28 protein-coding genes are annotated in these 21683 nt (G+C 66.3%); 14 read left to right on the plus strand and 14 right to left on the minus strand.

The features are described from left to right. Nucleotides 1-43 precede the first annotated feature (43 nt). Both AC5Y2L_RS09415 and AC5Y2L_RS09420 read left to right on the plus strand, forming a co-directional pair. A complete protein-coding gene (locus AC5Y2L_RS09415) occupies nucleotides 44-292 on the plus strand; it encodes an AbrB/MazE/SpoVT family DNA-binding domain-containing protein (RefSeq protein ID WP_499933383.1) in 249 nt (82 codons plus the stop codon). Beyond that, nucleotides 289-705, plus strand: a complete 417-nt coding sequence (locus AC5Y2L_RS09420) for a type II toxin-antitoxin system VapC family toxin (protein WP_499933381.1) — start codon at nucleotides 289-291, stop codon at nucleotides 703-705. The genes AC5Y2L_RS09415 and AC5Y2L_RS09420 overlap by 4 nt, the downstream gene beginning before the upstream one ends. 94 nt (nucleotides 706-799) lie before the next feature. Here the strand turns inward: AC5Y2L_RS09420 and AC5Y2L_RS09425 are convergent, their stop codons facing one another. Beyond that, on the minus strand, nucleotides 800-1648 hold the full coding sequence (locus AC5Y2L_RS09425; RefSeq protein ID WP_499933379.1) for an SDR family oxidoreductase: 849 nt from the start codon (nucleotides 1646-1648) through the stop codon (nucleotides 800-802). 251 nt (nucleotides 1649-1899) lie between these two features. Between AC5Y2L_RS09425 and AC5Y2L_RS09430 the strand changes: the two genes are divergently transcribed. Continuing rightward, on the plus strand, nucleotides 1900-2562 hold the full coding sequence (locus tag AC5Y2L_RS09430) for a sigma-70 family RNA polymerase sigma factor (protein ID WP_499933887.1): 663 nt from the start codon (nucleotides 1900-1902) through the stop codon (nucleotides 2560-2562). Continuing rightward, nucleotides 2559-2873 carry a mycothiol system anti-sigma-R factor gene (gene rsrA, locus AC5Y2L_RS09435; protein WP_499933378.1) on the plus strand — a complete coding sequence of 105 codons (315 nt, stop codon included), beginning with the start codon at nucleotides 2559-2561 and terminating at the stop codon, nucleotides 2871-2873. Before AC5Y2L_RS09430 ends, rsrA begins: the two co-directional genes overlap by 4 nt. A gap of 54 nt (nucleotides 2874-2927) precedes the next feature. Here the strand turns inward: rsrA and AC5Y2L_RS09440 are convergent, their stop codons facing one another. After that, nucleotides 2928-3002: a 50S ribosomal protein bL37 gene (locus tag AC5Y2L_RS09440; RefSeq protein ID WP_003416889.1), complete on the minus strand. Its 75-nt coding sequence runs from the start codon at nucleotides 3000-3002 to the stop codon at nucleotides 2928-2930. A gap of 184 nt (nucleotides 3003-3186) precedes the next feature. Between AC5Y2L_RS09440 and AC5Y2L_RS09445 the strand changes: the two genes are divergently transcribed. Together AC5Y2L_RS09445 and AC5Y2L_RS09450 are read left to right on the plus strand one after the other, a co-directional pair. Then, nucleotides 3187-3402, plus strand: a complete 216-nt coding sequence (locus AC5Y2L_RS09445) for a biotin/lipoyl-binding carrier protein (RefSeq protein WP_067237694.1) — start codon at nucleotides 3187-3189, stop codon at nucleotides 3400-3402. Nucleotides 3403-3460: 58 nt separating this feature from the next. Beyond that, on the plus strand, nucleotides 3461-4963 hold the full coding sequence (locus AC5Y2L_RS09450; RefSeq protein WP_499933376.1) for a sensor histidine kinase: 1503 nt from the start codon (nucleotides 3461-3463) through the stop codon (nucleotides 4961-4963). Nucleotides 4964-5022: 59 nt separating this feature from the next. On the opposite strand, the gene whiB1 is transcribed toward AC5Y2L_RS09450, so the two are convergent. After that, complete coding sequence (gene whiB1, locus AC5Y2L_RS09455) at nucleotides 5023-5277, minus strand: transcriptional regulator WhiB1 (RefSeq protein WP_067237369.1); 255 nt, start codon at nucleotides 5275-5277, stop codon at nucleotides 5023-5025. Nucleotides 5278-5557: 280 nt separating this feature from the next. Then, nucleotides 5558-6523 carry a diacylglycerol/lipid kinase family protein gene (locus tag AC5Y2L_RS09460; protein WP_499933374.1) on the minus strand — a complete coding sequence of 322 codons (966 nt, stop codon included), beginning with the start codon at nucleotides 6521-6523 and terminating at the stop codon, nucleotides 5558-5560. Nucleotides 6524-6593: 70 nt separating this feature from the next. On the opposite strand from AC5Y2L_RS09460, the gene AC5Y2L_RS09465 reads away from it, so the two are divergent. After that, a complete protein-coding gene (locus tag AC5Y2L_RS09465; RefSeq protein ID WP_499933373.1) occupies nucleotides 6594-7037 on the plus strand; it encodes a hypothetical protein in 444 nt (147 codons plus the stop codon). Here the strand turns inward: AC5Y2L_RS09465 and AC5Y2L_RS09470 are convergent. From AC5Y2L_RS09470 to AC5Y2L_RS09480, 3 genes are read right to left on the minus strand one after another with little or no spacing between them, the layout of a single operon-like run. Further along, on the minus strand, nucleotides 6989-7471 hold the full coding sequence (locus AC5Y2L_RS09470; RefSeq protein WP_499933371.1) for a GNAT family N-acetyltransferase: 483 nt from the start codon (nucleotides 7469-7471) through the stop codon (nucleotides 6989-6991). The genes AC5Y2L_RS09465 and AC5Y2L_RS09470 overlap by 49 nt on opposite strands. Continuing rightward, on the minus strand, nucleotides 7464-8579 hold the full coding sequence (locus AC5Y2L_RS09475) for an isochorismate synthase (protein ID WP_499933886.1): 1116 nt from the start codon (nucleotides 8577-8579) through the stop codon (nucleotides 7464-7466). Before AC5Y2L_RS09475 ends, AC5Y2L_RS09470 begins: the two co-directional genes overlap by 8 nt. Continuing rightward, nucleotides 8564-9166, minus strand: a complete 603-nt coding sequence (locus AC5Y2L_RS09480; protein WP_499933369.1) for an acid phosphatase — start codon at nucleotides 9164-9166, stop codon at nucleotides 8564-8566. The genes AC5Y2L_RS09475 and AC5Y2L_RS09480 overlap by 16 nt, the downstream gene beginning before the upstream one ends. A gap of 121 nt (nucleotides 9167-9287) precedes the next feature. Here AC5Y2L_RS09480 and AC5Y2L_RS09485 point away from each other — a divergent pair, with 121 nt between their 5' ends. Further along, a complete protein-coding gene (locus tag AC5Y2L_RS09485) occupies nucleotides 9288-10085 on the plus strand; it encodes a ParA family protein (RefSeq protein ID WP_499933367.1) in 798 nt (265 codons plus the stop codon). Between the two features lie 10 nt (nucleotides 10086-10095). Here the strand turns inward: AC5Y2L_RS09485 and AC5Y2L_RS09490 are convergent, their stop codons facing one another. Further along, a complete protein-coding gene (locus AC5Y2L_RS09490; protein ID WP_499933365.1) occupies nucleotides 10096-11310 on the minus strand; it encodes an Rv3212 family protein in 1215 nt (404 codons plus the stop codon). Between the two features lie 15 nt (nucleotides 11311-11325). Further along, nucleotides 11326-12864: a DEAD/DEAH box helicase gene (locus AC5Y2L_RS09495; protein ID WP_499933364.1), complete on the minus strand. Its 1539-nt coding sequence runs from the start codon at nucleotides 12862-12864 to the stop codon at nucleotides 11326-11328. A 270-nt stretch (nucleotides 12865-13134) separates the two neighbouring features. Between AC5Y2L_RS09495 and AC5Y2L_RS09500 the strand changes: the two genes are divergently transcribed. Further along, nucleotides 13135-13830 carry a ferritin-like fold-containing protein gene (locus AC5Y2L_RS09500; RefSeq protein ID WP_499933362.1) on the plus strand — a complete coding sequence of 232 codons (696 nt, stop codon included), beginning with the start codon at nucleotides 13135-13137 and terminating at the stop codon, nucleotides 13828-13830. Here AC5Y2L_RS09500 and AC5Y2L_RS09505 read toward each other — a convergent pair. Then, nucleotides 13827-14540 (minus strand): MmpS family transport accessory protein, encoded by a 714-nt coding sequence (locus AC5Y2L_RS09505; RefSeq protein ID WP_499933884.1) that lies wholly within the window; start codon nucleotides 14538-14540, stop codon nucleotides 13827-13829. The two genes, AC5Y2L_RS09500 and AC5Y2L_RS09505, sit on opposite strands and share 4 nt — an antisense overlap. A 203-nt stretch (nucleotides 14541-14743) precedes the next feature. Between AC5Y2L_RS09505 and AC5Y2L_RS09510 the strand changes: the two genes are divergently transcribed. Next, nucleotides 14744-14995, plus strand: a complete 252-nt coding sequence (locus AC5Y2L_RS09510) for a DUF3107 domain-containing protein (protein ID WP_499933361.1) — start codon at nucleotides 14744-14746, stop codon at nucleotides 14993-14995. On the opposite strand, the gene fasR is transcribed toward AC5Y2L_RS09510, so the two are convergent. Further along, nucleotides 14992-15678 (minus strand): HTH-type transcriptional activator FasR, encoded by a 687-nt coding sequence (gene fasR / locus AC5Y2L_RS09515; RefSeq protein WP_499933360.1) that lies wholly within the window; start codon nucleotides 15676-15678, stop codon nucleotides 14992-14994. The genes AC5Y2L_RS09510 and fasR overlap by 4 nt on opposite strands. Before the next feature lie 205 nt (nucleotides 15679-15883). On the opposite strand from fasR, the gene AC5Y2L_RS09520 reads away from it, so the two are divergent. The 3 genes from AC5Y2L_RS09520 (at nucleotide 15884) to AC5Y2L_RS09530 (ending at nucleotide 19154) form a co-directional block, all read left to right on the plus strand. Next, complete coding sequence (locus AC5Y2L_RS09520; RefSeq protein WP_499933358.1) at nucleotides 15884-16906, plus strand: DUF3152 domain-containing protein; 1023 nt, start codon at nucleotides 15884-15886, stop codon at nucleotides 16904-16906. Nucleotides 16907-17015: 109 nt separating this feature from the next. Beyond that, nucleotides 17016-18206, plus strand: a complete 1191-nt coding sequence (moeZ, locus tag AC5Y2L_RS09525) for an adenylyltransferase/sulfurtransferase MoeZ (RefSeq protein WP_499933883.1) — start codon at nucleotides 17016-17018, stop codon at nucleotides 18204-18206. A 93-nt stretch (nucleotides 18207-18299) separates the two neighbouring features. Next, entirely contained in the window at nucleotides 18300-19154 is an 855-nt protein-coding gene (locus AC5Y2L_RS09530) for a TIGR02569 family protein (protein ID WP_499933356.1), read from the plus strand. Here AC5Y2L_RS09530 and AC5Y2L_RS09535 read toward each other — a convergent pair. Genes AC5Y2L_RS09535 through AC5Y2L_RS09545 form a run of 3 tightly spaced genes read right to left on the minus strand, consistent with a single transcriptional unit; the run spans nucleotide 19151 to nucleotide 20488 of the window. Next, on the minus strand, nucleotides 19151-19459 hold the full coding sequence (locus AC5Y2L_RS09535; RefSeq protein WP_499933354.1) for an MGMT family protein: 309 nt from the start codon (nucleotides 19457-19459) through the stop codon (nucleotides 19151-19153). The genes AC5Y2L_RS09530 and AC5Y2L_RS09535 overlap by 4 nt on opposite strands. A 2-nt stretch (nucleotides 19460-19461) precedes the next feature. Continuing rightward, entirely contained in the window at nucleotides 19462-20247 is a 786-nt protein-coding gene (locus AC5Y2L_RS09540; RefSeq protein WP_499933352.1) for an alpha/beta fold hydrolase, read from the minus strand. Nucleotides 20248-20302: 55 nt separating this feature from the next. After that, the gene (locus AC5Y2L_RS09545) at nucleotides 20303-20488 is read right to left on the minus strand and encodes an Rv3202a family protein (protein ID WP_499933350.1); all 186 of its coding nucleotides are present in this window, start codon (nucleotides 20486-20488) and stop codon (nucleotides 20303-20305) included. Nucleotides 20489-20847: 359 nt separating this feature from the next. On the opposite strand from AC5Y2L_RS09545, the gene AC5Y2L_RS09550 reads away from it, so the two are divergent. Continuing rightward, a complete protein-coding gene (locus AC5Y2L_RS09550) occupies nucleotides 20848-21666 on the plus strand; it encodes a DUF6159 family protein (RefSeq protein WP_499933348.1) in 819 nt (272 codons plus the stop codon). The last annotated feature ends 17 nt before the right edge of the window (nucleotides 21667-21683 follow it).

A 21683-nucleotide genomic window follows, 5' to 3' on the forward strand; every position in this document is an offset into this window, starting at 1 on the left:
CCTACGCGCTATCCTTACTTGAACTAGAAAGTAAGGAGGAAGGGTGGATATTGCCGCTACGGTGACGTCGAAGGGGCAGGTCACCATCCCCAAGGCGGTGCGGGATGCGCTGGGCATTCGCGCGGGCGATGAACTGATTTTCCGCGTCGAAGGCGATCGTGCACTGCTCGCGCGAACGCCCGACTTGCTCGCTTTGGCCGGCACAATTCGGGTGCCCGCAGCGAAGCGCAATGCCATTTGGGACAACGTCATCCGCCGCACCAGGTCAGATCGCGCTGCGACTCGACGGTGACCGCCTTCGTCGACACAAACGTCCTAGTCCGTCACCTGACCGGTGACCCACCCGAGTTGGCTGCCCGCGCGACGTCGTACCTTGCAGCCGAACGAGAACTGCTGCTGACCGATCTCGTCCTGGCAGAAACGGTTTATGTGTTGGAATCGTTCTACGAAGCGCCCCGCAACCAAATAGCCCAGGCAATGCGGTCGCTCGTCGCATTCGACTCGATCGTCAGTGTGGATTCGGCATTACTTCTGCGAGCGATAGAGGTTTACGAAACCGACCGGATTGACTTCGCGGAAGCCTATTTGGTCGCCTGCGCCGAGAGCACAGGCGTCGGTCGGGTCGCGTCGTTCGACCGGTCCATCGATCGGGTCAAGACGATCCAGCAGGTCGAGCCACCGCCGGTCAAGCGGCGATCGGAATAATGGTTCTGCACTGCCGGCGCCACCTCTCATCTCGGCAAGAGTTTGACCGGCGTTCAGCCACTAAACCGCAGTGACACAAGCGATTTCAGGTCAGCTACGGTCCGCTGTACCCGGGCGGGTTCACCCCGTCCACCCAGAAGTCGACACCCAGGTTCCCGCCGGGCACGCAGTTGTAGACCGACAAGTCCGTCACGCCGGACTCCACCAGGACGTCCTCACAGAGCAAGGTGTTGCCGGTGTACTCGCGGGCGGGCTTGTTGAGGATGACGTAGGCCGCGTCGGCGTACACCTCGGGCTTGCGGGCGCGTCCCATTGCTTCGTCGCCGCCGAGCAGGTTCTGCACCGCGGCGGTGGCCACCAGCGTGCGCGGCCACAACGTGTTCGAGGCGATGCCCTCGTCGCGCATCTCCTCGGCAATTCCCAACGCGCACAACGTCATCCCGAACTTGGCCATCATGTAGGCGGTCGGCTTGAGCCACTTGGGCTCCAGCAGCACCGGCGGCGACAGCGTCAGGATGTGCGGGTTCTCCCGGCCTTTCATGTGCTGGATGCAGGCCTGCGACACGGCGTACGTGCCGCGCACCTGGATGCCGTTCATCAAATCGAAGCGCTTCATCGGCACCTCGGTGATGGAGCCCAGGTTGATCGCGGACGCGTTGTTGACGCAGATGTCGATGCCGCCGAACTGCTCGACGGTCTGGGCCACCGCGGCGGCGACGGAATCCGGGTCCCGCACATCCCCGACGATCGGCAAGGCCTGACCGCCGGCTTCTTCGAGCTCCTTGGCCGCGGTGTATACCGTGCCGGGCAACTTCGGATGCGGCTCGGCGGTCTTGGCGATCAGCGCGATGTTCGCGCCGTCCTGAGCGGCCCGTTTGGCGATCGCCAAGCCGATGCCGCGACTGGCGCCGGAAATGAACATGGTCTTGCCTTGTAGGGACATGGCGTCACAGTAACGTCCGGCGCGGCAGTTCGGGATCGCGGGATCAGCCGATCGGCCGGGCCGGCGGAAATAGCCCGCGAACCGGCGCTGTTGATCGATGAGGTTTCCGCAGCTAGGTGACGCGACAAGAGTCAGGCAGACGCTGTCGGTCACAGCCCTTAGATTGGAGGAGTCTGGTGTCAACGGCGACGAGCCTGTTGGGTGACGCGGTGTTGGCGCCCTTGTCTGCAGAAGGGAACGTGCTAATCGACATGGCCGACCTGGAAAACGTGGGGGACGGCGCCACCGACTTGGACGTTCCAGAGTCCGGGCCGGCTGTGGAGACCGACGAGGAACTGACCGCACGCTTCGAGCGTGATGCGATTCCATTACTGGATCAGCTCTACGGCGGTGCGCTGCGGATGACGCGCAATCCGGCCGACGCCGAGGACCTGCTGCAAGAAACCATGGTGAAGGCCTACGCCGGCTTCCGCTCGTTCCGGGAAGGCACCAATCTCAAGGCCTGGTTGTATCGGATCCTGACCAACACCTACATCAACAGCTACCGCAAGAAGCAGCGCCAGCCAGCGGAGTATCCGACCGAGGCAATCACCGATTGGCAGTTGGCGTCCAATGCCGAGCATTCCTCGACCGGCCTGCGTTCGGCCGAAGTCGAAGCGCTGGAGGCACTGCCGGACACGGAGATCAAAGCAGCGGTGCAGGCTCTTCCCGAAGAATTCCGGATGGCGGTCTATTACGCCGACGTCGAGGGGTTTCCTTACAAGGAGATCGCCGAGATCATGGATACGCCGATCGGGACTGTGATGTCGCGGCTTCATCGGGGCAGGCGTCAGCTGCGGGCGCTGCTGGCCGACGTGGCACGCGAGCGGGGCTTCATTCGCGGTCAAGAGGCGCACGAGGAGGTGTCGTCATGAGTGATCTTCCCGGCCCTGTCGACCCTTGCGCCGACGTCAGCGCGGTCGACGATTCGCATGGTGGCCTCGGATGTGCGGAAGTGATCGCCGAGGTATGGACGCTGCTCGACGGGGAATGCACCCCCGAGTCTCGAGAGAAGCTACGCAGGCATCTCGAGGCATGCCCAGGATGCTTCAAGCATTACGGGCTCGAGGAGCGGATCAAGGCGCTGATCGCGACCAAGTGCCGAGGTGACAAGGCTCCCGAGGGGTTGCGGGAACGCCTGCGGCTGGAGATCCGCCGGACCACCATCATCCGGGGCGGATCCTGAGAGGCGACGCAAAAAGCCCCTGATTCGGCACGAATCAGGGGCTTTGCCGTGCCGCTACGAGTTCGGGCGCTTGCCGTGGTTGGCTTTGCTGTACTTGCGGTCGCGCTTTTTACGGCCACGCTTGGCCATGGGTAAACCTCCATTTGGAATGCGGGCGGCTGGTGCGCCTGGTTATCCAACAGTGTCCCATGCGTTCGCCCTGCCGCTTGCACGGCCCGTGCGCCGCTGTCCCGGGCGCCGTTATGGTTCGATATACATGAGCCTGAGAGATCAGCAGTCAGCATGCGCCAATGGCCGAAAAAGTGGGGTGAAGATGGCCGAGGATGTTCGTGCCGAGATCGTGGCCAGCGTGCTCGAAGTTGTTGTCCGGGAAGGCGACCAGATCGGCAAGGGCGACACCGTCGTGCTGCTGGAGTCGATGAAGATGGAGATCCCGGTGCTGGCCGAAGTCGGCGGCACGGTCAGCAAGGTCAGTGTGTCGGTGGGGGACGTCATCCAGGCCGGCGACCTCATCGCCGTGATCAGCTAGCCGTTGGACCCAATATCTAGGCGATCCGGGGTCATCCGGAAGCACTCGGGGGAGCGTCATGTCCACTCTCGGTGATCTGCTTGCCGAACACACGGTGCTGCCGGGCAACGCGGTCGACCACCTGCATGCGGTGGTCGGCGAATGGCAGCTGCTGGCCGACCTGTCGTTCGCCGACTACCTGATGTGGGTCCGCCGCGACGACGGCGTGCTGGTATGTGTGGCGCAGTGCCGGCCCAACACCGCGCCCACGGTCCTGCAGACCGACGCGGTGGGTAGCGTCGTCGCCGCGGATCGGTTGCCGCTCGTCGCCGCTACCTTCGCTTCTGGTACCCCGGAGCGGGAAAGCGATGTGGTGCAACAGCATTCGTGGCAACTTCCCGGGCCGAACGTCGTGGCATCCCCGGTGCGGTATGGCGACCAGGTGGTGGCGGTGCTGACCAGGCACCAAACCGAAGTGGCGGTCGAGCGCTCGTCGGGCCACCTGGAGACGGCCTATCAGGAGTGCGCCACCGACCTGCTGCACATGTTGGCCGAAGGCACCTTTCCCGACGTGGGCGACGTGGCCATGTCGCGATCCACCCCCCGTGCCGGTGACGGCTTCATTCGCCTGGACGTCGACGGTGTTGTGGCCTACGCCAGCCCCAACGCGCTATCGGCTTATCACCGGATGGGCCTGGTCAGCGAATTGGAAGGGCACAACTTCATCGAGGTGACGCGCCCGCTCATCTCCGACCCATTCGAGGCGCAAGAGGTGGCCGAGCACGTGCTCGACCTGCTGGCGGGCGGGGCCAGCATGCGGATGGAAGTCGACGCCGGCGGTGCCACCGTCCTGCTGCGCACACTGCCGCTGGTGGTCAACCGCGCCAGCGCCGGCGCGGCGATCCTGATCCGTGACGTCACCGAGGTGAAACGGCGCGACCGCGCCCTGATATCCAAGGACGCCACCATCCGCGAAATTCACCACCGGGTGAAAAACAATCTGCAGACGGTCGCGGCGCTGCTGCGTCTGCAGGCGCGCCGGACGGTCAACGCCGAAGGGCGCGAAGCGCTGATCGAATCGGTGCGCCGGGTGTCGTCGATCGCCCTGGTCCATGACGCGTTGTCGATGTCAGTGGACGAGCAGGTGAACCTGGACGAGGTCATCGACCGGATCCTGCCGATCATGAACGACGTGGCGTCGGTGGACCGGCCGATCCGCATCAACCGCGTCGGCGATCTCGGTGTGCTGGACTCCGACCGGGCCACGGCGCTGATCATGGTTATCACCGAACTCGTGCAGAACGCTATCGAGCATGCCTTCGACCCGGCGGCTCCCGAGGGCTCGGTGACGATTCGGGCCGAGCGCTCGGCACGCTGGCTGGATGTCGTGGTGCACGACGACGGGCGCGGCCTGCCGGAGGGATTCAGCCTGGAGAAGTCGGACAGCCTCGGTCTGCAGATTGTGCGGACTTTGGTCTCCGCCGAGCTGGACGGCACGCTGAGCATGCACGAGGGCGGCGGCAAGGGCACCGACGTGGTGCTCCGGGTGCCGATCGGCCGCCGGGCCCGGTTGCTGCTGTAAACGGGCACGCAACAGTGCGGCCCCGACGATTGTCGAGGCCGCACCGTTTTCAAACCGCGTCAGACTCCGCTACGGGCCTTCGTCCGGGCGCTGCGACGCTTGAGTGCTCGCCGCTCGTCTTCGCTCATGCCGCCCCATACGCCCGAGTCCTGGCCGGTGTTCAGGGCCCAGGCGAGGCATTCCGTGGTCACCGGGCACCGATTGCAGACCAGTTTCGCGTCAGCGATCTGCGCGAGCGCCGGGCCGCTGTTCCCTACCGGGAAAAACAGCTCGGGATCTTCGTCGCGACAGACCGCCTTGTGGCGCCAATCCATAAGTAGTTACTCCTCACTGAGTGCGCAGCAAGGCGCACGGGCATTTTTCTTCCGCAGTTAGCGCGTGCACAAGAAAGGTATCCGTACCCCTACAAAATTTCTGCATGCAACCTTTTGATCGTTTCACAGGCTCAAGAGATGTCAATAGCGTCAGTTAGCTCGTGGGCTATCTCACTTTGACGAACTCTTACCAAAGCCCTTACACCGTTGTACTACACTCCGCTCCACTTCCCTAGAGATTTTCGTCTCACCGCCGGGTCTGACAGCTCGCCCGCCCAGGTCAGGACTGTCTTTTGGCCGGCGGAGCGACCACTGCCAGTGCGTCGGGGACGGTTCGGAACGTCATGCTCTCGCGCAGTCCGAGGTATTCACCGTCGAATTGAGTGGCCGCCGGTTCGCCGTTGGTGGTGACTCGCAGCCACGCGGCGTCGTCATCGCGGATGAGTTGCTTCGCCTGCGGGTTAGGCCGTTTTGAGAGCATCTGGCGCACCAGTCGCAAAGTGGGGAAAACCTTCATGCTGGTGAGCGCGAACACGCCGAGGCCCGTCTCAAAGCTGCAGTCCGGGTTTGTCACCATCGGCCGCTCGTTGCTGTAGGTCCAGGGCGTGGTGTTCGACACCCACGCGAAGTGCACGCCCGAGATGGCCTCGCGCTCCGGCAGTTCCAGCGTCATGGTCGGTTCGCGGCGGCTAAAGCCGATGGCGACGGGCACCGCCACTCGCCAATAGCGCATTGGGGTCACCTTGGCGCCCTTGCGGCGTTGGGCTTCCACTCCGGCCACCACTTCCGCGTCGACGCCCATCCCCGCGTTGATGACGGCCCAGGTCTCACCACAGTCGATCAGGCTGATTCGGCGCCAGGTCCGGTGCCGCCGGTAGTCGTCGAGCAGTTGGATGAGCTGGTTGGTGGCGGCCACCGGATCCCGCGACAGGCCCAGCGACCTGGTCAGCACATTCGCCGAGCCGCCTGGTACCACCGCTACCGCCGGCAGGGATCGTTTCGGTGCGGTACCGGGGCGACCCAGCAGGCCGTTGACCACTCTGCTGATCGTTCCGTCTCCGCCGTGCACGACGATCAGGTCGACTTCATCCTCGGCGGCGATGTGCGCGAGTTCGGCCCCGTGGCCTGCGTGTGTGGTGTGCTCAACGGTGAGTTCGAGGCGGCTCTTGAGTGCGCTTGCCAGCAGGTCACGTGCGGCCGGTGTGGTGGAAGTGGCAGCGGGGTTGACGATCAGCACGGCGCGCATGATGCACGAGCTTAAGGCTTGTCGATGCCGGTCCCACTGACCGACCGCCGAGCGTGACTACGCTGGCGCTGTGGCGAATCCACCCCGTGACCTAGCGCCGCGTGCCGTGCGCGGCGCCGGTGTCATCGTCGGGTTGCAGGGCGCGGCCGCATTGGTGGTGGCCGCGGTGCTGGTGGTCCGCGGGCTTGCCGGAGCCGATCAGCATGTGGTCAACGGGCTGGGCACCGCACTGTGGTTCGCGCTGGTCGGCGCTGGCGTAGCGGGCGCCGGATGGGCCCTGGTGGCCGGCAAGCGCTGGGGCCGTGGCCTGGGGGTGTTCACGCAGTTGCTGCTGCTGCCGATCGCGTGGTACGTCGCGGTCGGCTCACATCGGCCGGCATTCGGGGCCCCGCTGGGGCTGGTGGCGCTTACCGCGCTGGTGTTGCTTTTCAGTCCGTCGGCGGTGCGCTGGGCCGCGAGCGGCTATCAGCGTGATCGTGCCAGCTCGGCCAAGCCGGAGCCGGACAGCCGGTAGGTGGTCCATTCGCGCTGTGGCTGGGCACCGATCTGGTCGTACAGGGCGATGGCATCGGAGTTCCAGTTCAGCACCGCCCACGACAACCGCGTGTAGCCATTGGCTTGGCACTCGCGCGCCAGCTCGGAGAGCAGTCCACGAGCCAGCCCGCGGCGGCGAAACCTGGCCCGTACGAACAGATCCTCCAGATAGATCCCCGCGACCCCGTCCCAGGTGGAGAAGCTGAGGAACCACAGCGCCATCGCGGCGACTTCGCCGTCCACCACCGCGACATGGCCGTGCACCGTTGGGGAATCGCCGAATAGTGCTGACAAGACTTGTGTTTCGGTCACCGTGCATTGATCGGGGGCGCGCTCGAACTCGGCCAGGCCGTGAATCATGTCGGTGATGTCAGTGACGTCTTGCGGGATGGCGCGGCGAATGATCTCAGCCATGCGCAATCCCCAATGCGTTCAGTATTGTGCCGAATTTCGTTGTGGTCTCCTCGACTTCGTCGTCTGGGTCGGATTCGGCGACGATGCCTCCGCCGGCGCGTGCCAGCGCGGTGCGTCGGTCGGGCGAAAGTTGAGCGCACCGGATGGACACCACCCAGCGACCGTCGCCCCGGGCGTCGCACCACCCCACGGCGCCGGCGTAGAAACCGCGGTCGCCTTCCAGCTCGCGGATGAGCTCGCAGGCGAGCTTGGTCGGTACTCCTCCGACCGCAGGGGTGGGGTGCAGTGCCAGCGCCAAATCGATTGCGGTGGTTGAGGAATCGCGCAGCCGGCCGTTGATCGGCGTGCACAGGTGCCAGACCGCCGCAGTGCGGCTCAATTGGGGCTCCGATGCGATGGTCAAGTCATCGCACAGCGGTTCCAGCACCGCACGCATGGTGTCGATGACGAGTCGATGCTCGTGTCGGTCCTTGGCGGAGGCGGCCAGCGCGGCGCCACGGGCGGCGTCGACGTCGGGGTCGGCAGCGCGGGGTGCCGAACCGGCAAATGGTTGGCACACCACGCGATTCCCGAAGCGAGCGACCAGAAGTTCCGGGCTGGCGCCCACCAGGGCCGCACCCACGTAGTCGTCGCCGGCGGCGGTGAGATCGACCAGGTAGCCGTATGCGGTCGGGTCGGCGTCGATCAGGCGGCGCAGGATGATGCGGGCGTCCAACGCCTCGTCGGCGGCCAGTTGCAGGGCACGGGCGAGCACCACTTTGCGCAGGGGGTTGTCGGGTGCGGTGAGCTGAGCCCCGGCCCGCGCGATCCGATCGCGGTGGTCTGCGAGGGGCGGCAACGTGGCCGTGACGCGCACCGGGGGCAGCGGTCCCGTCGGCCAGTCGGGCAGCGTGTCGGGACGCCACACCGCCTCCGGCGCCAGCAATGCGGCCGGCCTGCTCACGTCGAAAGGTAACGCGCCCAACACAATTGGCACCGCTCCCGAGCGGAGCGCCGCTTGGGCGGTGGTCACCTCGCGATAGTGCTCGCGCACTCCGTCGGCTATCAGGATCCCGGTCGGCCCGCATAGCGCAAACGGCGGTTCGGCGGCCGTCACGGCCCCGTCAATCCGAGTGCGACGAGCTGGCGCACCCCGTGCTCGAACCCGCACACCGCAACCGACGCGGTGGGCATCCCGAAGCGGCTGCCCTCGATCAGGGGCAACTCGACCCAGCGGGTGATCACCGACCGGGAGAAGTGGCTATGGCCGACGAACACCACGTCACGCGTCGCCATGTGGTCCAGCGCCATCGCCACCGCCCGGTCGGCGCGATCGCTGACCTGTGCGACGCTTTCACCGCCGGGGCAGCCATGGGTCCACACCAGCCAATCAGGTTCGGATTCCCGGATTTGCGCCGTGGTCAGCCCCTCGTAGGCGCCGTAATCCCATTCGGCAAGCAGCGGCGAAACCTCGTCGACGGAAAGGCCCGCCAATTGGGCGGTGACCAGGGCGCGTTGCCGTGGGCTGCTGATCACCAGCGGGTTGGTCAGGTCCAGCTCATCCAGCGCCCGGCCGGCCGATTTGGCCTGGGCTCGTCCGGCCTCGGTCAGTTCGAGCTCCGTACTGCCGGTGTGCTGGCCCGATTTCGACCACTCGGTCTCGCCGTGGCGGAGCAGCAGCAACCGGTGGTTTTCCACTCCTTTTGTGAAGCCCATGACGACCGATTCTGCCGGACCGACATGCCAGAGCCCTGCCGGAGCCACCGTCCGAACCTTCGGCCGGGGAACATGCCAGGATGGGCACAGTGTCCGCGCGGCGATGAGGAGGAGCGGCGCTTTGACTAAAGCTCGGGTATTGGCAGTAGCCAACCAGAAAGGGGGCGTGGCCAAGACGACCACGGTCGCCTCGCTGGGTGCGGCAATGGCGGACATCGGAAAGCGCGTGCTGCTTGTCGATCTGGACCCGCAGGGCTGTTTGACCTTCTCGCTCGGCCAAGACCCGGACAAGCTGCCGGTGTCCGTGCACGAGGTGCTGCTCGGTGAGGTCGAACCTAATGCCGCGCTGGTCACCACCAACGAGGGAATGACTTTGCTACCGGCCAACATCGACCTGGCCGGGGCCGAGGCGATGCTGCTGATGCGGGCCGGCCGTGAGTACGCGCTCAAGCGGGCGCTGGCGAAACTCTCCGACTTCGACGTGGTGGTCGTGGACTGTCCGCCCTCGTTGGGAGTGCTCACGCTCAACGGGTTGACGGCCGCCGACGAGGTGATCGTGCCGCTGCAGTGCGAGACGCTGGCGCATCGCGGTGTCGGCCAGTTCCTGCGCACCGTCGCCGACGTGCAGCAGATCACCAATCCTGAGCTGCGCCTGCTGGGCGCGTTGCCGACGCTGTACGATTCGCGAACCACGCACACCCGCGACGTGCTGGTCGACGTCGCCGACCGCTACGACCTGCCGGTGCTGGCGCCACCGATCCCGCGCACGGTCCGCTTCGCCGAGGCCAGCGCGTCGGGCTCGTCGGTAATGGCCGGGCGGAAGAACAAGGGAGCGGTGGCCTACCGCGAGCTGGCCGAGGCGCTGGTCAAGCACTGGAAGTCGGGCAAACCGCTGCCCAGTTTCACCGTCGAGGTGTAGCGCTCGGCCGTCAGCCCAGCGCCACCACCGTGTCGCCGCGCTGCTCGAAGACCCTGGAACCCAGAACGGCCGGGACCACCGCTGACGTGCTCGGCTGCCGGCTCACCGGGATGAATCCGGTGTTCTCGCCGCTGAGCGGGTCGTACACCCCGATGCCGCCGGTGATGGGCACCAGCAACTGGCCCGCCATCATCACGCCGGGGCCCAGCGGAGTTGCCGTCTCGCCGGGGGCGATCGTGTAGCGAAGCATCAGCTTGCCCGTATCGAAGACCATCAACGAATCGCCGGTCCACCAGGTCACCAGATTTCCCGCCGGGGACGCGACGGCTGAACTCGACGGCGGCTTGGGCAGCATCGTGCTCGCGACCGTCGCGCCCGTCTCGTCGATGACGTCGACCCGGGGTTGCGGCAGCGGCACATACACGGCGGTGCTGGTATCCGAGACGGCCACCACCCGAGCACCCGAGCCCGGCCGGATACCGGGTTCGGAAACCAGGTGTTGTTGAGGTTCGTCGTCGTCTTTGCCGGGCCGCAACAGCACCAGCCGCAGATCGGCCTGGTTTGTGCAGGCTTCCAAAACCGATACCGCAGACGAACTGGCAGCCGCCGACTCCAGCCTGCAGCCGGAGTGCAGGCCCCGCGCCGACGGCTTCACCCGTGCGTCGGTCTCGCCGTAGACCAGCATCCGAACCATGTCCGAGCGCCACAGCTCCAGGCGAGTTTCGCCGGCTGACAACACGGTGGTGCCGTCGGCGGACAGCCGCACGCGCGGATCGGCGTAACTGCTGCGCGCGGGCCCGCGACGACCGGTGGACCCATCGATGGTGCTGACCTGTCCGCAGCCACGGTCGTCTCGATAGACAGCGACGGCGTAGTGGTAGACCCAGGACACCCCACACAGGCCGGTGTCGCGCGAGTAGCTCCAGCGGGTTTCGCCCGTGGCGGGGTCGCGTCCTTGCACCCCTCGCCCGTCGCCGGTGGTCACCGATCCGCCGACCACGATCGGAACCGTGGTGGCAGGGCTGGCCGCGCTCCACAGCTGCTTCAGCTCGGTCGGCACGTGTTTGGCCGGGGTGGGATTGGGCGCGGGTGAAGCCGCCGGCCGGCTGACGGTCGCCCGGGCGTCGCTGGTCCACCAGATCAGCGCCGCGACCGCGGCGACGACGAGCGCAATCGCCGCGGCGGCCGCCATGTCGCCTTTGGTTCGGCGTTCGGGTCGCACCATCACGCCACCGCGGCGTCAGTTGGTGTGCGCGGCGAGCTTTGCTCCGCGGTCTTGGGCGTCCTTGACGTCAACGACCTCACTGCGCCGGCGGCGGCGACGGCGCCGGGCGGTCCCGGCCTCACCCGAGTTGGTCGCGGTGTCGGTAGGCGCCTCGACGTTGGCGCCCTTGTTCGCGGCAGCGGGATGTCCGGTGACCGGTTGCCCGCCCCGCGTGCGCCGGCGCCGGGCATTGCCTCCGCGGGTACGCGGCTTGGGGCCGGTTTTGGCGGGGCCGGTGTCCCGGCGCTTGACCGGCGACTTGCGTGCCGCGCCCACGGTGCCACCAGCCTCGGCCGGAATGGCCAGTTCGGCATAAAGGTGTGGCGAACTCGAATAGGTCTCGGCCGGATCCGGGGAGCCCAGGCCCAGCGCCTTGTCGATCATCGCCCAGCGTTCCAGCTCGTCCCAATCCACCAGGGTGACCGCGATGCCGGTGCGTCCGGCCCGGCCGGTGCGCCCGATGCGGTGGACGTACATCTTGTCGTCCTCGGGGCACTGGTAGTTGATGACGTGGGTGATGTCGTCGATGTCGATGCCACGTGCGGCCACGTCGGTGGCCACCAGCACGTCGATGTCCCCGGCACGAAACGCCTTGAGAGCCTTCTCGCGCGCGATCTGCCCGAGATCACCGTGCACGGCGCCGACAGCGAAGCCGCGTTCGGCCAGCTCGTCGGCGACCTTCTGGGCGGTGCGCTTGGTGCGGGTGAACACCATGCTGGCGCCCCGGTCGCGGGCCTGCAGGATCCGGCTGACCAGCTCCACCTTGTCAAGCGCGTGGGCGCGGTAGACGAACTGCTCGGTGGTGTCGTGCACGGCCAGCGAGTGCGGCGACTCGGCCCGGATGTGGGTGGGCTGGTCCATGAAGGTGCGGGCCAGCGTGATGATCGGGTCTGGCATGGTTGCCGAGAACAGCATCGACTGGCGGTCGGCGGGGATCTGACGCAGGATGCGCTCGATGTCGGGCAGAAAGCCCAGGTCGAGCATCTCGTCGGCCTCGTCGAGCACCAGCATCGACAGCCCGCCCAGCTGCAGGTGACCCTGCTGGCAGAGGTCGAGCAGCCGGCCAGGTGTGCCCACCACGACGTCGGCGCCGCTCTGTAACGCCTCGATCTGCGGTTCGTAGGCCCGTCCGCCGTAGATGGACACCACCGACAGGGGTCTGGGCGCGCTGTCGCCGGCGGTCAGGTATTTCGCCGCGGTGGCCAAGTCGCCGGTCACCTGCAGGCAGAGCTCGCGGGTGGGCACCACGACCAGCGCACGCGGCGCTCCGGTGAGCGGACGGGCGGCGTCACCGGCTGTGATCCGCTGCAGCAGCGGTACGCCGAAGGCGAAGGTCTTCCCCATGCCGGTGCGGGCCTGGCCGATCACGTCCTCACCGGCCAGCGCGAGCGGCAGCGTCAGTTCTTGGATAGCAAAGGGATGGTCGATGCCCTTTTCCGACAGTGCGCGCACGATTTCGTCGCGGACTCCGAGTTTGGCAAAGGTTGGTTCAGTTGTGCTCTTAAGCGCGGTCATACGAGATGGATAAGCCTTCCGGGGAACGGTATTCGGTGTTGTCGGTTTGTCTCTGCGGTCACGCGCGCACTGAGTTCCGACTCCGAAAGACGTCTCCGGGTCGCCGCCGGATGCTCGATTCCGGGATTTTCGGACCGAAAGCGGCGGCTGTGCGCGCACATTGCGCCGGTAACGGATACAGCCATTACCTATCAGCATCATAGCCGGTGGCCTGGCGGGCGCCGACTTGCGCCTATCTTTGCCGGCGAGATTGCCGACTAGAGTGTTGCCATGACCTCGCCCTCGTCCGCGGACCAGCTGGCAGATTCAGCGACCCCACGGATCCCAGCGGATCATCCGGCCGTCAACGAATTCTTTGCGCTGCTGGCATACGCCGAGGTCGCCGCGTTTTACCGGCTGACCGAGGAAGCCCGGATGGCACCGGACCTGCGCGGCCGGATCTCGATGGCCAGCATCGCGGCCGCTGAGATGGGCCACTATGAGCTGCTGCGCGACGCCCTGGAGAGGCGTGGCGTCGACGTGGTGTCGGCCATGTCGAAATACGTCTCCGCGCTGGATAACTACCACCGGCTGACCACCCCCAGTACGTGGCTGGAAGCCCTGGTGAAGACGTACGTCGCGGACGCGTTGGCGTCCACCTTGTATCTCGAGATCGCCGGCGGTTTGCCCGAGGAAATTGCCGAGGTGGTGCGGGAAACCCTGGCAGAGACCGCGCACTCCCAGTTCGTCGTCGCGGAGGTGCGCAAGGCGGTGACCGCCAGTAGCAAACAGCGCAGCCGGCTGGCCCTGTGGTCTCGCCGGCTTTTCGGCGAGACGATCACCCAGGCTCAGTACCTGCTGGCCGACCACGACGAACTGGTCGACCTGGTGGTTTCCGGGACTCAGGGCCTCAGTCAGCTGGGTGCGTTCTTCGACCGCTTACAGGAAACGCACGACCAGCGCATGCGTGATCTCGGGCTGAGCTAACGGGTGCAGGTCGCCAGGTTCCCATTTTTCGCCGACGCCACCACGGTTTGACCCGCGGCGTTGACCACCGCGCAGTTCAGCTGGCTGTAGATACTGGTCGCGATCACCGATTCGGTCTGCACACCGGGATTCAGCACCACGATCTTGGTCCATGGCAGCGCCACGTTGAACTCGGTCCTCGGATAGCCGTGGGCATCGGTGTAGACGATGTTCACCAGGTCGAACGCCTGCTTGGTGCCGGTGACGGTGTAGACCACGGTGCGCGGATTGAGCGCCGGCGACGGCGGCAGCGCGGTGGGCACCGGGGCGGCGGTCGGTGTCCTCGGCAGCGTCGTGCTGGGCACTCGTGCGGACGGCGGCACCCTGGTGACCGTCTCCGGCGGTAGCGCCGGCCGCAAAGACGGGCTGGCCGTGGTCGTTTCGCTGGGTGGAGCGCTTGCCCGCGGGGTGGTGGAAAGCACCGGGGTGCGTGGGGTGGGCGGCCCGATGGTCGCCTTGGTCGACGCGCTGTCGCCGCTGTTGATGATGACCGCGGTGGCAATGGCGCCGATGGCTATCACCGCGCCGACGACCGCCGTGGCCGGGTGCCACCGGCGACGACGCGGCCAGCGTGATCCGCCGTAGCCGTCGTAGTCGGCTCCGGTCTCGTCGTACTCGTCGTCCGGGTAGTCCTCTACCTCGTCGTCGAGATGGTGCAGGGTGGTACTGATGGTGCCGATGTTATCGATGTGAAAGCGCAGGTGGCCGCCGCCGAGGCCGGTTGTGACCGGTTGCAGGCGAATTCGTTACCGCCTCGCGAGCTTCGTTTCGCTCACCGCGAACCCGGGCCGCGGACCAGGGCGCGAAATCGACCCGCGGCGTCAACTAGCCTGCTGCTGAGACGTTAGCGAGCGAACGGCTGGAAGGGGCGAACGTGGAGGTCAAAGTCGGGATCACAGACAGCCCGCGGGAGCTGGTCTTTTCCAGTGCGCAGACTCCCGACGAGGTCGAAGAGCTCGTCAACGCGGCGTTGCGTGAAGGCTCTGGCCTGCTCAGCCTGAGCGACGAGAAGGGGCGTCGTTTCCTGATCCACACCGCCAAGATCGCGTACGTCGAAATCGGCGTCGCCGACGCCCGCCGGGTCGGCTTCGGAATTGGGCTGGACTCTGTTCAGAAAGGGCACTAAGAGCGGGTGAGCGGCACGTGCGACAGTCCGCCCCAGGCGAACTGCACGGTGCCCTCCACGGCGTCCGACTTGGAGATCGGGCGGTCTGCGTCCAGCCAATACCGGGCGGCGTCGACACTCATGCCGACCAGGCCCACCGCGATCATCCGCGCGCGATGCGGCTCCAGTCCGGAATCCTCGGCGATCAGCGCGAACACCGCGTCGATGCATGATTCGGTGGCCGCTCGTACCTGCGCCGCCACCTCGGGTTCGGTGACGTAGTCGTTCTCGAAGATCAGTCGGTAGCCCTGGCTGTCGTGCTCGATGAAGTCGAAAAAAGCCTGGACCGCCGCGTGCAGCCGCTGCCGGTTGTCGGTGGTGGTGCGCAACGCCTCTTGCACCCCGGAGACCAGGTTCTCCACGTGTCGCTGGAGCACCGCCAGATACAGCTCGAGTTTGCTCGAAAAATGTTGATACAGAACGGGTTTGCTGACCCCTGCGCGGTCGGCGATCTCGTCCATCCCGGTCGCGTGGAAGCCGTGGTCGACAAAGACGTCGCTGGCGACGACCAGCAGTTGACCGCGGCGCTCGTCGCGGGGCAACCGGTTGCCCCGCCGGTTGGACGCGGTCATGCTGTTTGCGGACCGCCCCCGGTCGGCCGCCTTGACGGCACGATGTTGCGCTGTCTTGGCGAGATCGCTCATCGGGTCCTCATCTGATTCCTTCGCCGTCCCGGTATCGCGCGGGCGGCCCAGCCTCCTGGCTCGTCGGAACGACATTACTACCCATGGTTGCTTCAGGACGGCCCATCGACCGCATGGCGACGTTGGCGCTGGCCGCTGGGAGTGTTGGAGGCCTCTCGGGCGCGCCAGCGGTCGCAGTCCGCTCAGGCTGTGCCATCCTGGGGAAATGACTTCACCGCGGCCTGTGCGCAGCACCGGTCGGGCGCCGGTGCTGCGTGACGAATGGCGCGAACCGCTGCGCGCGCAGCGCGACCCGCTCGCCGAGGCCGGACGTGTTCGCGCGGAACGCCAGCGACCACGGCAATGGCGTAAGCAAACCTGGCTGGGGCGGTTCGTGTCGACCTATGGCTGGCGCGCGTACGCGCTGCCGGTGCTGACGGCGCTGACCGTGCTGGTGGTGTACCAAACGGTCACCGGTACCAGCGCGCCCAGGCCCGCGGCCAGCGAGTCTTTGCAGGGGCCGCCCGCCATCGGAGCGGTGGGCACGGCGATTCTGGACGCGCCGCCTCGCGGCCTGGCCGCCTTCGACGACAACCTGCCTGCCGGCACGCTGCCGGACGGCGGTCCGTTCACCGAAGCGGGCGAAAAGGCGTGGCATGTCGTTCCGGGCATGTCGCCGCAGGTCGGTCAGGGCACCGCGAAGGTGTTCAGATATACCGTCGAGATCGAGAACGGCCTGGACCCCGCGATGTACGGCGGGGACAACGCCTTTGCCCAGATGGTCGATCAGACCCTGGCCAATCCGAAGGGCTGGACGCACAACCCGCAGTTCGCTTTCGTCCGGATCGATAACGGAAAACCCGACTTCCGGATCTCGCTGGCGTCGCCGGTGACCGTGCGAGAGGGATGCGGCTACGAATTCCGGTTGGAGACGTCCTGTTACAACCCTGCATATGGGGCAGACCGCCAATCGCGGGTGTTCATCAACGAGGCACGCTGGGTGCGCGGAGCCGTTCCCTTCGAAGGCGACATCGGTTCCTATCGGCAGTATGTGGTCAACCACGAGGTCGGCCACGCCATCGGCTACGTCCGACACGAGCCGTGTGACAAACAGGGCGGCCTGGCCCCGGTGATGATGCAGCAGACGTTCTCCACGTCCAACGACGACGGTGCCAAGTTCGACCCGGAGTTCGTCAAGCCGGACGGTAAGACCTGCCGGTTCAATCCCTGGCCGTATCCGATCGCTTAACCGTGGCGAGCGGCTGCTCGGGGACGACGTTGTTTGCCGTCGATCGGGGCAACTGCTGTGATGGAATTTGAATCGCAAGCCGAGGAGATTTTCGGTGTCGACATCGCAGATGTCCCAGAGGTCACTGCCGCCACTGGTGGAGCCGGCGGACGAGCTGAGTCGCGAAGAGGTGGCCCGCTATAGCCGTCACCTGATCATCCCTGACTTGGGCGTCGACGGGCAGAAGCGGCTCAAGAACGCGCGGGTCCTGGTCATCGGCGCCGGCGGACTCGGCGCTCCGGCGTTGCTCTACTTGGCCGCGGCCGGCGTCGGCACCATCGGCATCGTGGATTTCGACGTCGTCGACGAGTCGAACCTGCAGCGTCAGATCATCCACGGGGTGGCCGATGTCGGACGCCCCAAGGCTCAGTCGGCGCGCGACTCGATCCACGCCATCAACCCACTGGTCGAGGTGCGGTTGCACGAATTCAAGTTGGACCGCAGCAACGCCGTGGACCTGTTCCGGCAATACGACCTGATCATGGACGGCACCGACAATTTCGCCACCCGCTACCTGGTCAACGACGCGGCGGTGCTGGCGCACAAGCCATACGTGTGGGGGTCGATCTACCGCTTCGAAGGCCAGGTCTCGGTGTTCTGGGAGGACGCTCCCGACGGGCGCGGCCTCAACTACCGCGACCTGTATCCGGCGCCGCCGCCACCCGGGATGGTGCCGTCCTGTGCCGAAGGCGGCGTGCTGGGCATCATCTGCGCCTCGATCGCATCGGTCATGGGCACCGAGGCGATCAAGCTGATCACCGGGATCGGCGAGTCACTGCTGGGCCGCTTGATGATCTACGACGCGCTCGAGATGAGCTACCGCACCGTCAAGATCCGCAAGGATCCGTCCGAGACCTCGAGACCCAAGATCACCGACCTCATCGACTACGAGAACTTCTGCGGCGCGGTGTCCTCGGAAGGCGCTGCTGCCGCCGCCGAATCCACCATCACACCGCAGGAGTTGCGGGATTTGCTGGACTCCGGCAAAAAGCTGGCCCTGATCGACGTCCGCGAGCCCGCCGAATGGGAAATCAACCACATCGAAGGAGCCCAGCTGATCCCGAAGTCGTCGCTCAACTCGGGAGAAGGCCTGGCCAAGCTGCCCCACGACCGCATGCCGGTGCTCTACTGCAAGACGGGAGTGCGCTCGGCCGAGGCGCTCGCCGCGGTGAAGAAGGCCGGTTTCTCCGACGCGGTCCATTTGCAGGGCGGGATCGTCGCGTGGGCCAAACAGATACAGCCCGACATGGCGATGTACTGAGCCAGGCCGGCCCGGCTGCATGGTGGCGACCCGCCGCGCCCGGCTTCGCCGCGCTCGCGATCGCCACAGGCGCCCTCTACTAGGCTGGCCGGTGTGAATGTCGAGCCACCGCCCGAACACGTGCTGGTGGCATTCGGTTTGAGCGGCGTTCAGCCGATTCGCTTGGGTGCTGGATGGGAAGACGGCTGGCGATGCGGGGAAGTCGTCCTGTCGCTGGTGGCCGACAACGCCCGTGCGGCGTGGTCGGCCCGGGTGCGCGAGACGTTGTTCGTCGACGGCGTGCGGTTAGCCCGGCCGGTCCGTTCGACCGACGGGCGATACGTCGTTTCCGGCTGGCGGGCAGACACATTCGTCGCCGGCAAGCCGGAACCTAGGCACGATGAGGTCGTCTCCGCGGCGGTGCGCCTGCACGAGGCGACAGGCAAACTGGAACGCCCTCGATTCCTGACTCAAGGACCCTCGGTGCCATGGGGTGAGGTCGACGTCTTCATCGCCGCGGACCGGGCGGCGTGGGAAGAGCGGCCGTTGCAGTCGGTGCCGCCGGGGGCAATTACCGCACCCGCAACCGCCGACGCCGAGCAATCGATCGACATGATCAAGCAGCTCGCCGGCCTGCGCAAGCCGACCAAGAGTCCCAACCAGCTGGTGCACGGAGATCTTTACGGCACAGTGCTTTTCATCGGCAGCGCGGCGCCGGGTATCACCGATATCACGCCATACTGGCGGCCCGCGTCATGGGCGGCGGCCGTCGTCGTCATCGACGCGTTGTCCTGGGGCGAAGCCGACGACGGACTCATCGAGCGCTGGAACGCGCTGCCGGAGTGGCCACAGATGTTGTTGCGGGCGTTAATGTTTCGGCTCGCCGTCCATGCGTTGCACCCACGGTCCACCGCCGAGGCGTTTCCCGGTCTCGCCCGCACCGCAGCCCTGGTCCGGCTGGTGCTCTAGATCCCGCGCGGGAAGTCGTGGCGGACTTCGCTCAGCGCGACTCTGCCGTCGACGCTGAGCACTCCCTCGGCGCGCAGCAGCTCCAGCTGCCGGGTGGACAGATGCCGCGCCGGACGGCCCGAAGCAGTGATCACCCGGTGCCAAGGTAGGTCCGAGGAGTCGGTCCGCATGATCCAGCCCACGATGCGCGGACTGGAAAGCCCTGCGACGGCGGCAATATCGCCGTATGTGGCGACCCGGCCGGGCGGTATGGCAGCGACCAGGAAACGCACCCGCTCGACCTGCTCGTCGGTGACCGGCGCCATGGCTAGCGCTCTGCCAACTGCTTGCGGATCAGCGCGGCGACGTCCAGGGGCTTGGCATGCGGCACCATGTGGTCGCACTCGAAATCCAGCAGCTCGAAGTCGCCGTCCAACCGTTCCCGCAGGCTTGCGATGAGTTCGTTGCTGACATAGGGCGGCGACGTCCACGCGGCGCGGACCAGGACCGTCGGCGTTCCCGCGGGGGGTAGCACCACGTCCCGGGCCAGCTCACTCCAATAGGACATCATCGCCGGCAGGCTGATGCGCCAGCTGTGCCGTCCGTTCGGCAGAGCGACCAGGTGTTCGTCGAGGTCGGCATCGAGCACCGCGGGGTCCACGTCCGCCCAGGATCCGGCCGCCTTCTCCCGACGGGCCTCGGCCGGGTCGGCGTAGTCGGGCGACGAGAACATTGCGGTGGCGATCTCGCTCATCCACTTACCGTCCAGGCCGACGGCCGGGTCAAGGAGCAACAGCGCGGCCACTCGCTCCGGACGGACCGCGGCCAGATGCATGGCGAGAGCCCCGCCGAACGAGTGCCCAACCACCAGCACCGGGCTGCCGGCTTCCTCGTCGAGCAGGGCAGACAGCGCGGCGATATTAGCGTCGATACTCCACGGCGCCGCCCACGACGATCTGCCGTGGCCGAGCAGATCCGGTGCGGCAACGGCGATTTCGGGCACATAACCGGCCAGGTGCCGCCATCGCCCCCCGTGGCCGGTCAGTCCGTGTAGGGCCAACATCCGCGCCGGGCCGGGCGGACCGAAGCGATGCACATGAAGGTCGGCGGTCACGCGTCGATGGTGCCAGCTTCAGCCCCGCGTGCGAAAAGGAGGTCTGGCGCCATTATCAGTAGTCGATATCCCTTTCGTCGTCCGCAACGGGAACCTCTAAAGCCTGCTCGATCAGGTCGGCTTCGTTGGCTTCGCGATTCGTCGTCGTCAGGTAGGAGGTGTCGAGGTCCGTATCGTCGGCGAACTCTGCCGGCCGCTGCTGTTCGACCGCATCGGCTTCGGGCACTTCGTCAGACGGCATGAAACCTCCCACGTTGTTCACGTTGGAAACCCTCCCTTGTTCGTCGGCGTGCGTTAGCACAGGGCTCGGCACAGGGTGGTGTACCTCCATTCGGCCGTTTCGACACCCGAGCTTTTAGTATCCGGACGGCGACGCCCGAGTGCACGCCCCAAAGAGCCTGCTCTCGCCATTTTCCGCCGCTCGCGCCGAGAACTATCCGTAGCCGACGCCGCGGGCTAGGATATCCGCTCACAACGCCGCGCCGGCGAATTTCGTGCACAGCGGCGACGACGCATCGGGAGCGTGAGATGGGCAGGATCCAGCGTGGTTGGGAGCTGACAGTCCAAAGCTGGGTCGTTCTGAAGAATGACCGTTCGCTGGTGATATTTCCAATTCTGTCAACCATTTTCGCGTTGGTCGCCATGGCCGCGATATGTCTGCCTGCTGCGGCAGCGCGGGGCCTGTTCGAGGGCAATCACCTGAATAGGCACGATCCCGTCCTTTACGCCGCCGGGGTTGCGACGGCATACGTGTCGACGTTCATTGTGATCTTTTTCAACGTCGCGCTGGCTGCCTGCGCGATGCGCTCGATGCGCGGGGAGGACACCAAGATCAGTGAGGGGTTCAGCGCAGCCTGGCAGCGGGTCGGCCCGATTCTGGGCTGGACACTGGTGACGACCACGGTGGGGCTGATCCTGCGCGCGGTCGAGGAGCGCTTCGGGTTCGTCGGCAGGATTGTGGCCGATATCGTCGGCGCCGCATGGGCGATCGCAACGTTTTTTGTGATCCCGGTGCTGGCTCTGGAAGGTACCGGCCCGATTGACTCGCTGAAACGCTCGGTGGCCGTCGTCAAGGCGAGATGGGGCGAGGGCGCGACGGGAGCGGCCACGATAGGCGTGGTGAGCTTTCTGGTCACCCTGTTCATCGTGCTCGTCGGCGGCGCCGGTGGTGCCGCGCTGCTGGCTAGCGGATTGTGGCCCGTCGGTGCGGCCATCTTGGCTGCGACGGTCGTTGCCGTTCTGATCGTGTCGTTCGTCTCGAGTGCACTCAGCCAGATTTTCCGCGTCGCGGTGTACCAGTACGCCGTTACCGGCACCGCTCCGCAGGGGTTCGACGGCCAGCTCTTGCAGGCCGCATTCAAGCGAGGCGACGCCCCGCCCAACCGCTGGAACGATGCGGTAACCGGACGACCGCTCTAAGCGGGCGAACGATACCT

Source organism: Mycobacterium sp. NGS66 (assembly GCF_059812225.1).

Bases quoted from the DNA above. Each gene is read 5' to 3' on its own strand.
- AC5Y2L_RS09425 (WP_499933379.1), bottom strand. From the start codon at position 1,648: ATGTCCCTACAAGGCAAGACCATGTTCATTTCCGGCGCCAGTCGCGGC.
- AC5Y2L_RS09430 (WP_499933887.1), top strand. From the start codon at position 1,900: ATGGCCGACCTGGAAAACGTGGGGGACGGCGCCACCGACTTGGACGTT.
- rsrA (WP_499933378.1), top strand. From the start codon at position 2,559: ATGAGTGATCTTCCCGGCCCTGTCGACCCTTGCGCCGACGTCAGCGCG.
- AC5Y2L_RS09445 (WP_067237694.1), top strand. From the start codon at position 3,187: ATGGCCGAGGATGTTCGTGCCGAGATCGTGGCCAGCGTGCTCGAAGTT.
- AC5Y2L_RS09450 (WP_499933376.1), top strand. From the start codon at position 3,461: ATGTCCACTCTCGGTGATCTGCTTGCCGAACACACGGTGCTGCCGGGC.
- whiB1 (WP_067237369.1), bottom strand. From the start codon at position 5,277: ATGGATTGGCGCCACAAGGCGGTCTGTCGCGACGAAGATCCCGAGCTG.
- AC5Y2L_RS09460 (WP_499933374.1), bottom strand. From the start codon at position 6,523: ATGCGCGCCGTGCTGATCGTCAACCCCGCTGCCACTTCCACCACACCG.
- AC5Y2L_RS09470 (WP_499933371.1), bottom strand. From the start codon at position 7,471: ATGGCTGAGATCATTCGCCGCGCCATCCCGCAAGACGTCACTGACATC.
- AC5Y2L_RS09480 (WP_499933369.1), bottom strand. From the start codon at position 9,166: ATGGGCTTCACAAAAGGAGTGGAAAACCACCGGTTGCTGCTGCTCCGC.
- AC5Y2L_RS09490 (WP_499933365.1), bottom strand. From the start codon at position 11,310: ATGGTGCGACCCGAACGCCGAACCAAAGGCGACATGGCGGCCGCCGCG.
- AC5Y2L_RS09495 (WP_499933364.1), bottom strand. From the start codon at position 12,864: ATGACCGCGCTTAAGAGCACAACTGAACCAACCTTTGCCAAACTCGGA.
- AC5Y2L_RS09500 (WP_499933362.1), top strand. From the start codon at position 13,135: ATGACCTCGCCCTCGTCCGCGGACCAGCTGGCAGATTCAGCGACCCCA.
- fasR (WP_499933360.1), bottom strand. From the start codon at position 15,678: ATGAGCGATCTCGCCAAGACAGCGCAACATCGTGCCGTCAAGGCGGCC.
- AC5Y2L_RS09520 (WP_499933358.1), top strand. From the start codon at position 15,884: ATGACTTCACCGCGGCCTGTGCGCAGCACCGGTCGGGCGCCGGTGCTG.
- moeZ (WP_499933883.1), top strand. From the start codon at position 17,016: ATGTCCCAGAGGTCACTGCCGCCACTGGTGGAGCCGGCGGACGAGCTG.
- AC5Y2L_RS09535 (WP_499933354.1), bottom strand. From the start codon at position 19,459: ATGGCGCCGGTCACCGACGAGCAGGTCGAGCGGGTGCGTTTCCTGGTC.
- AC5Y2L_RS09545 (WP_499933350.1), bottom strand. From the start codon at position 20,488: ATGCCGTCTGACGAAGTGCCCGAAGCCGATGCGGTCGAACAGCAGCGG.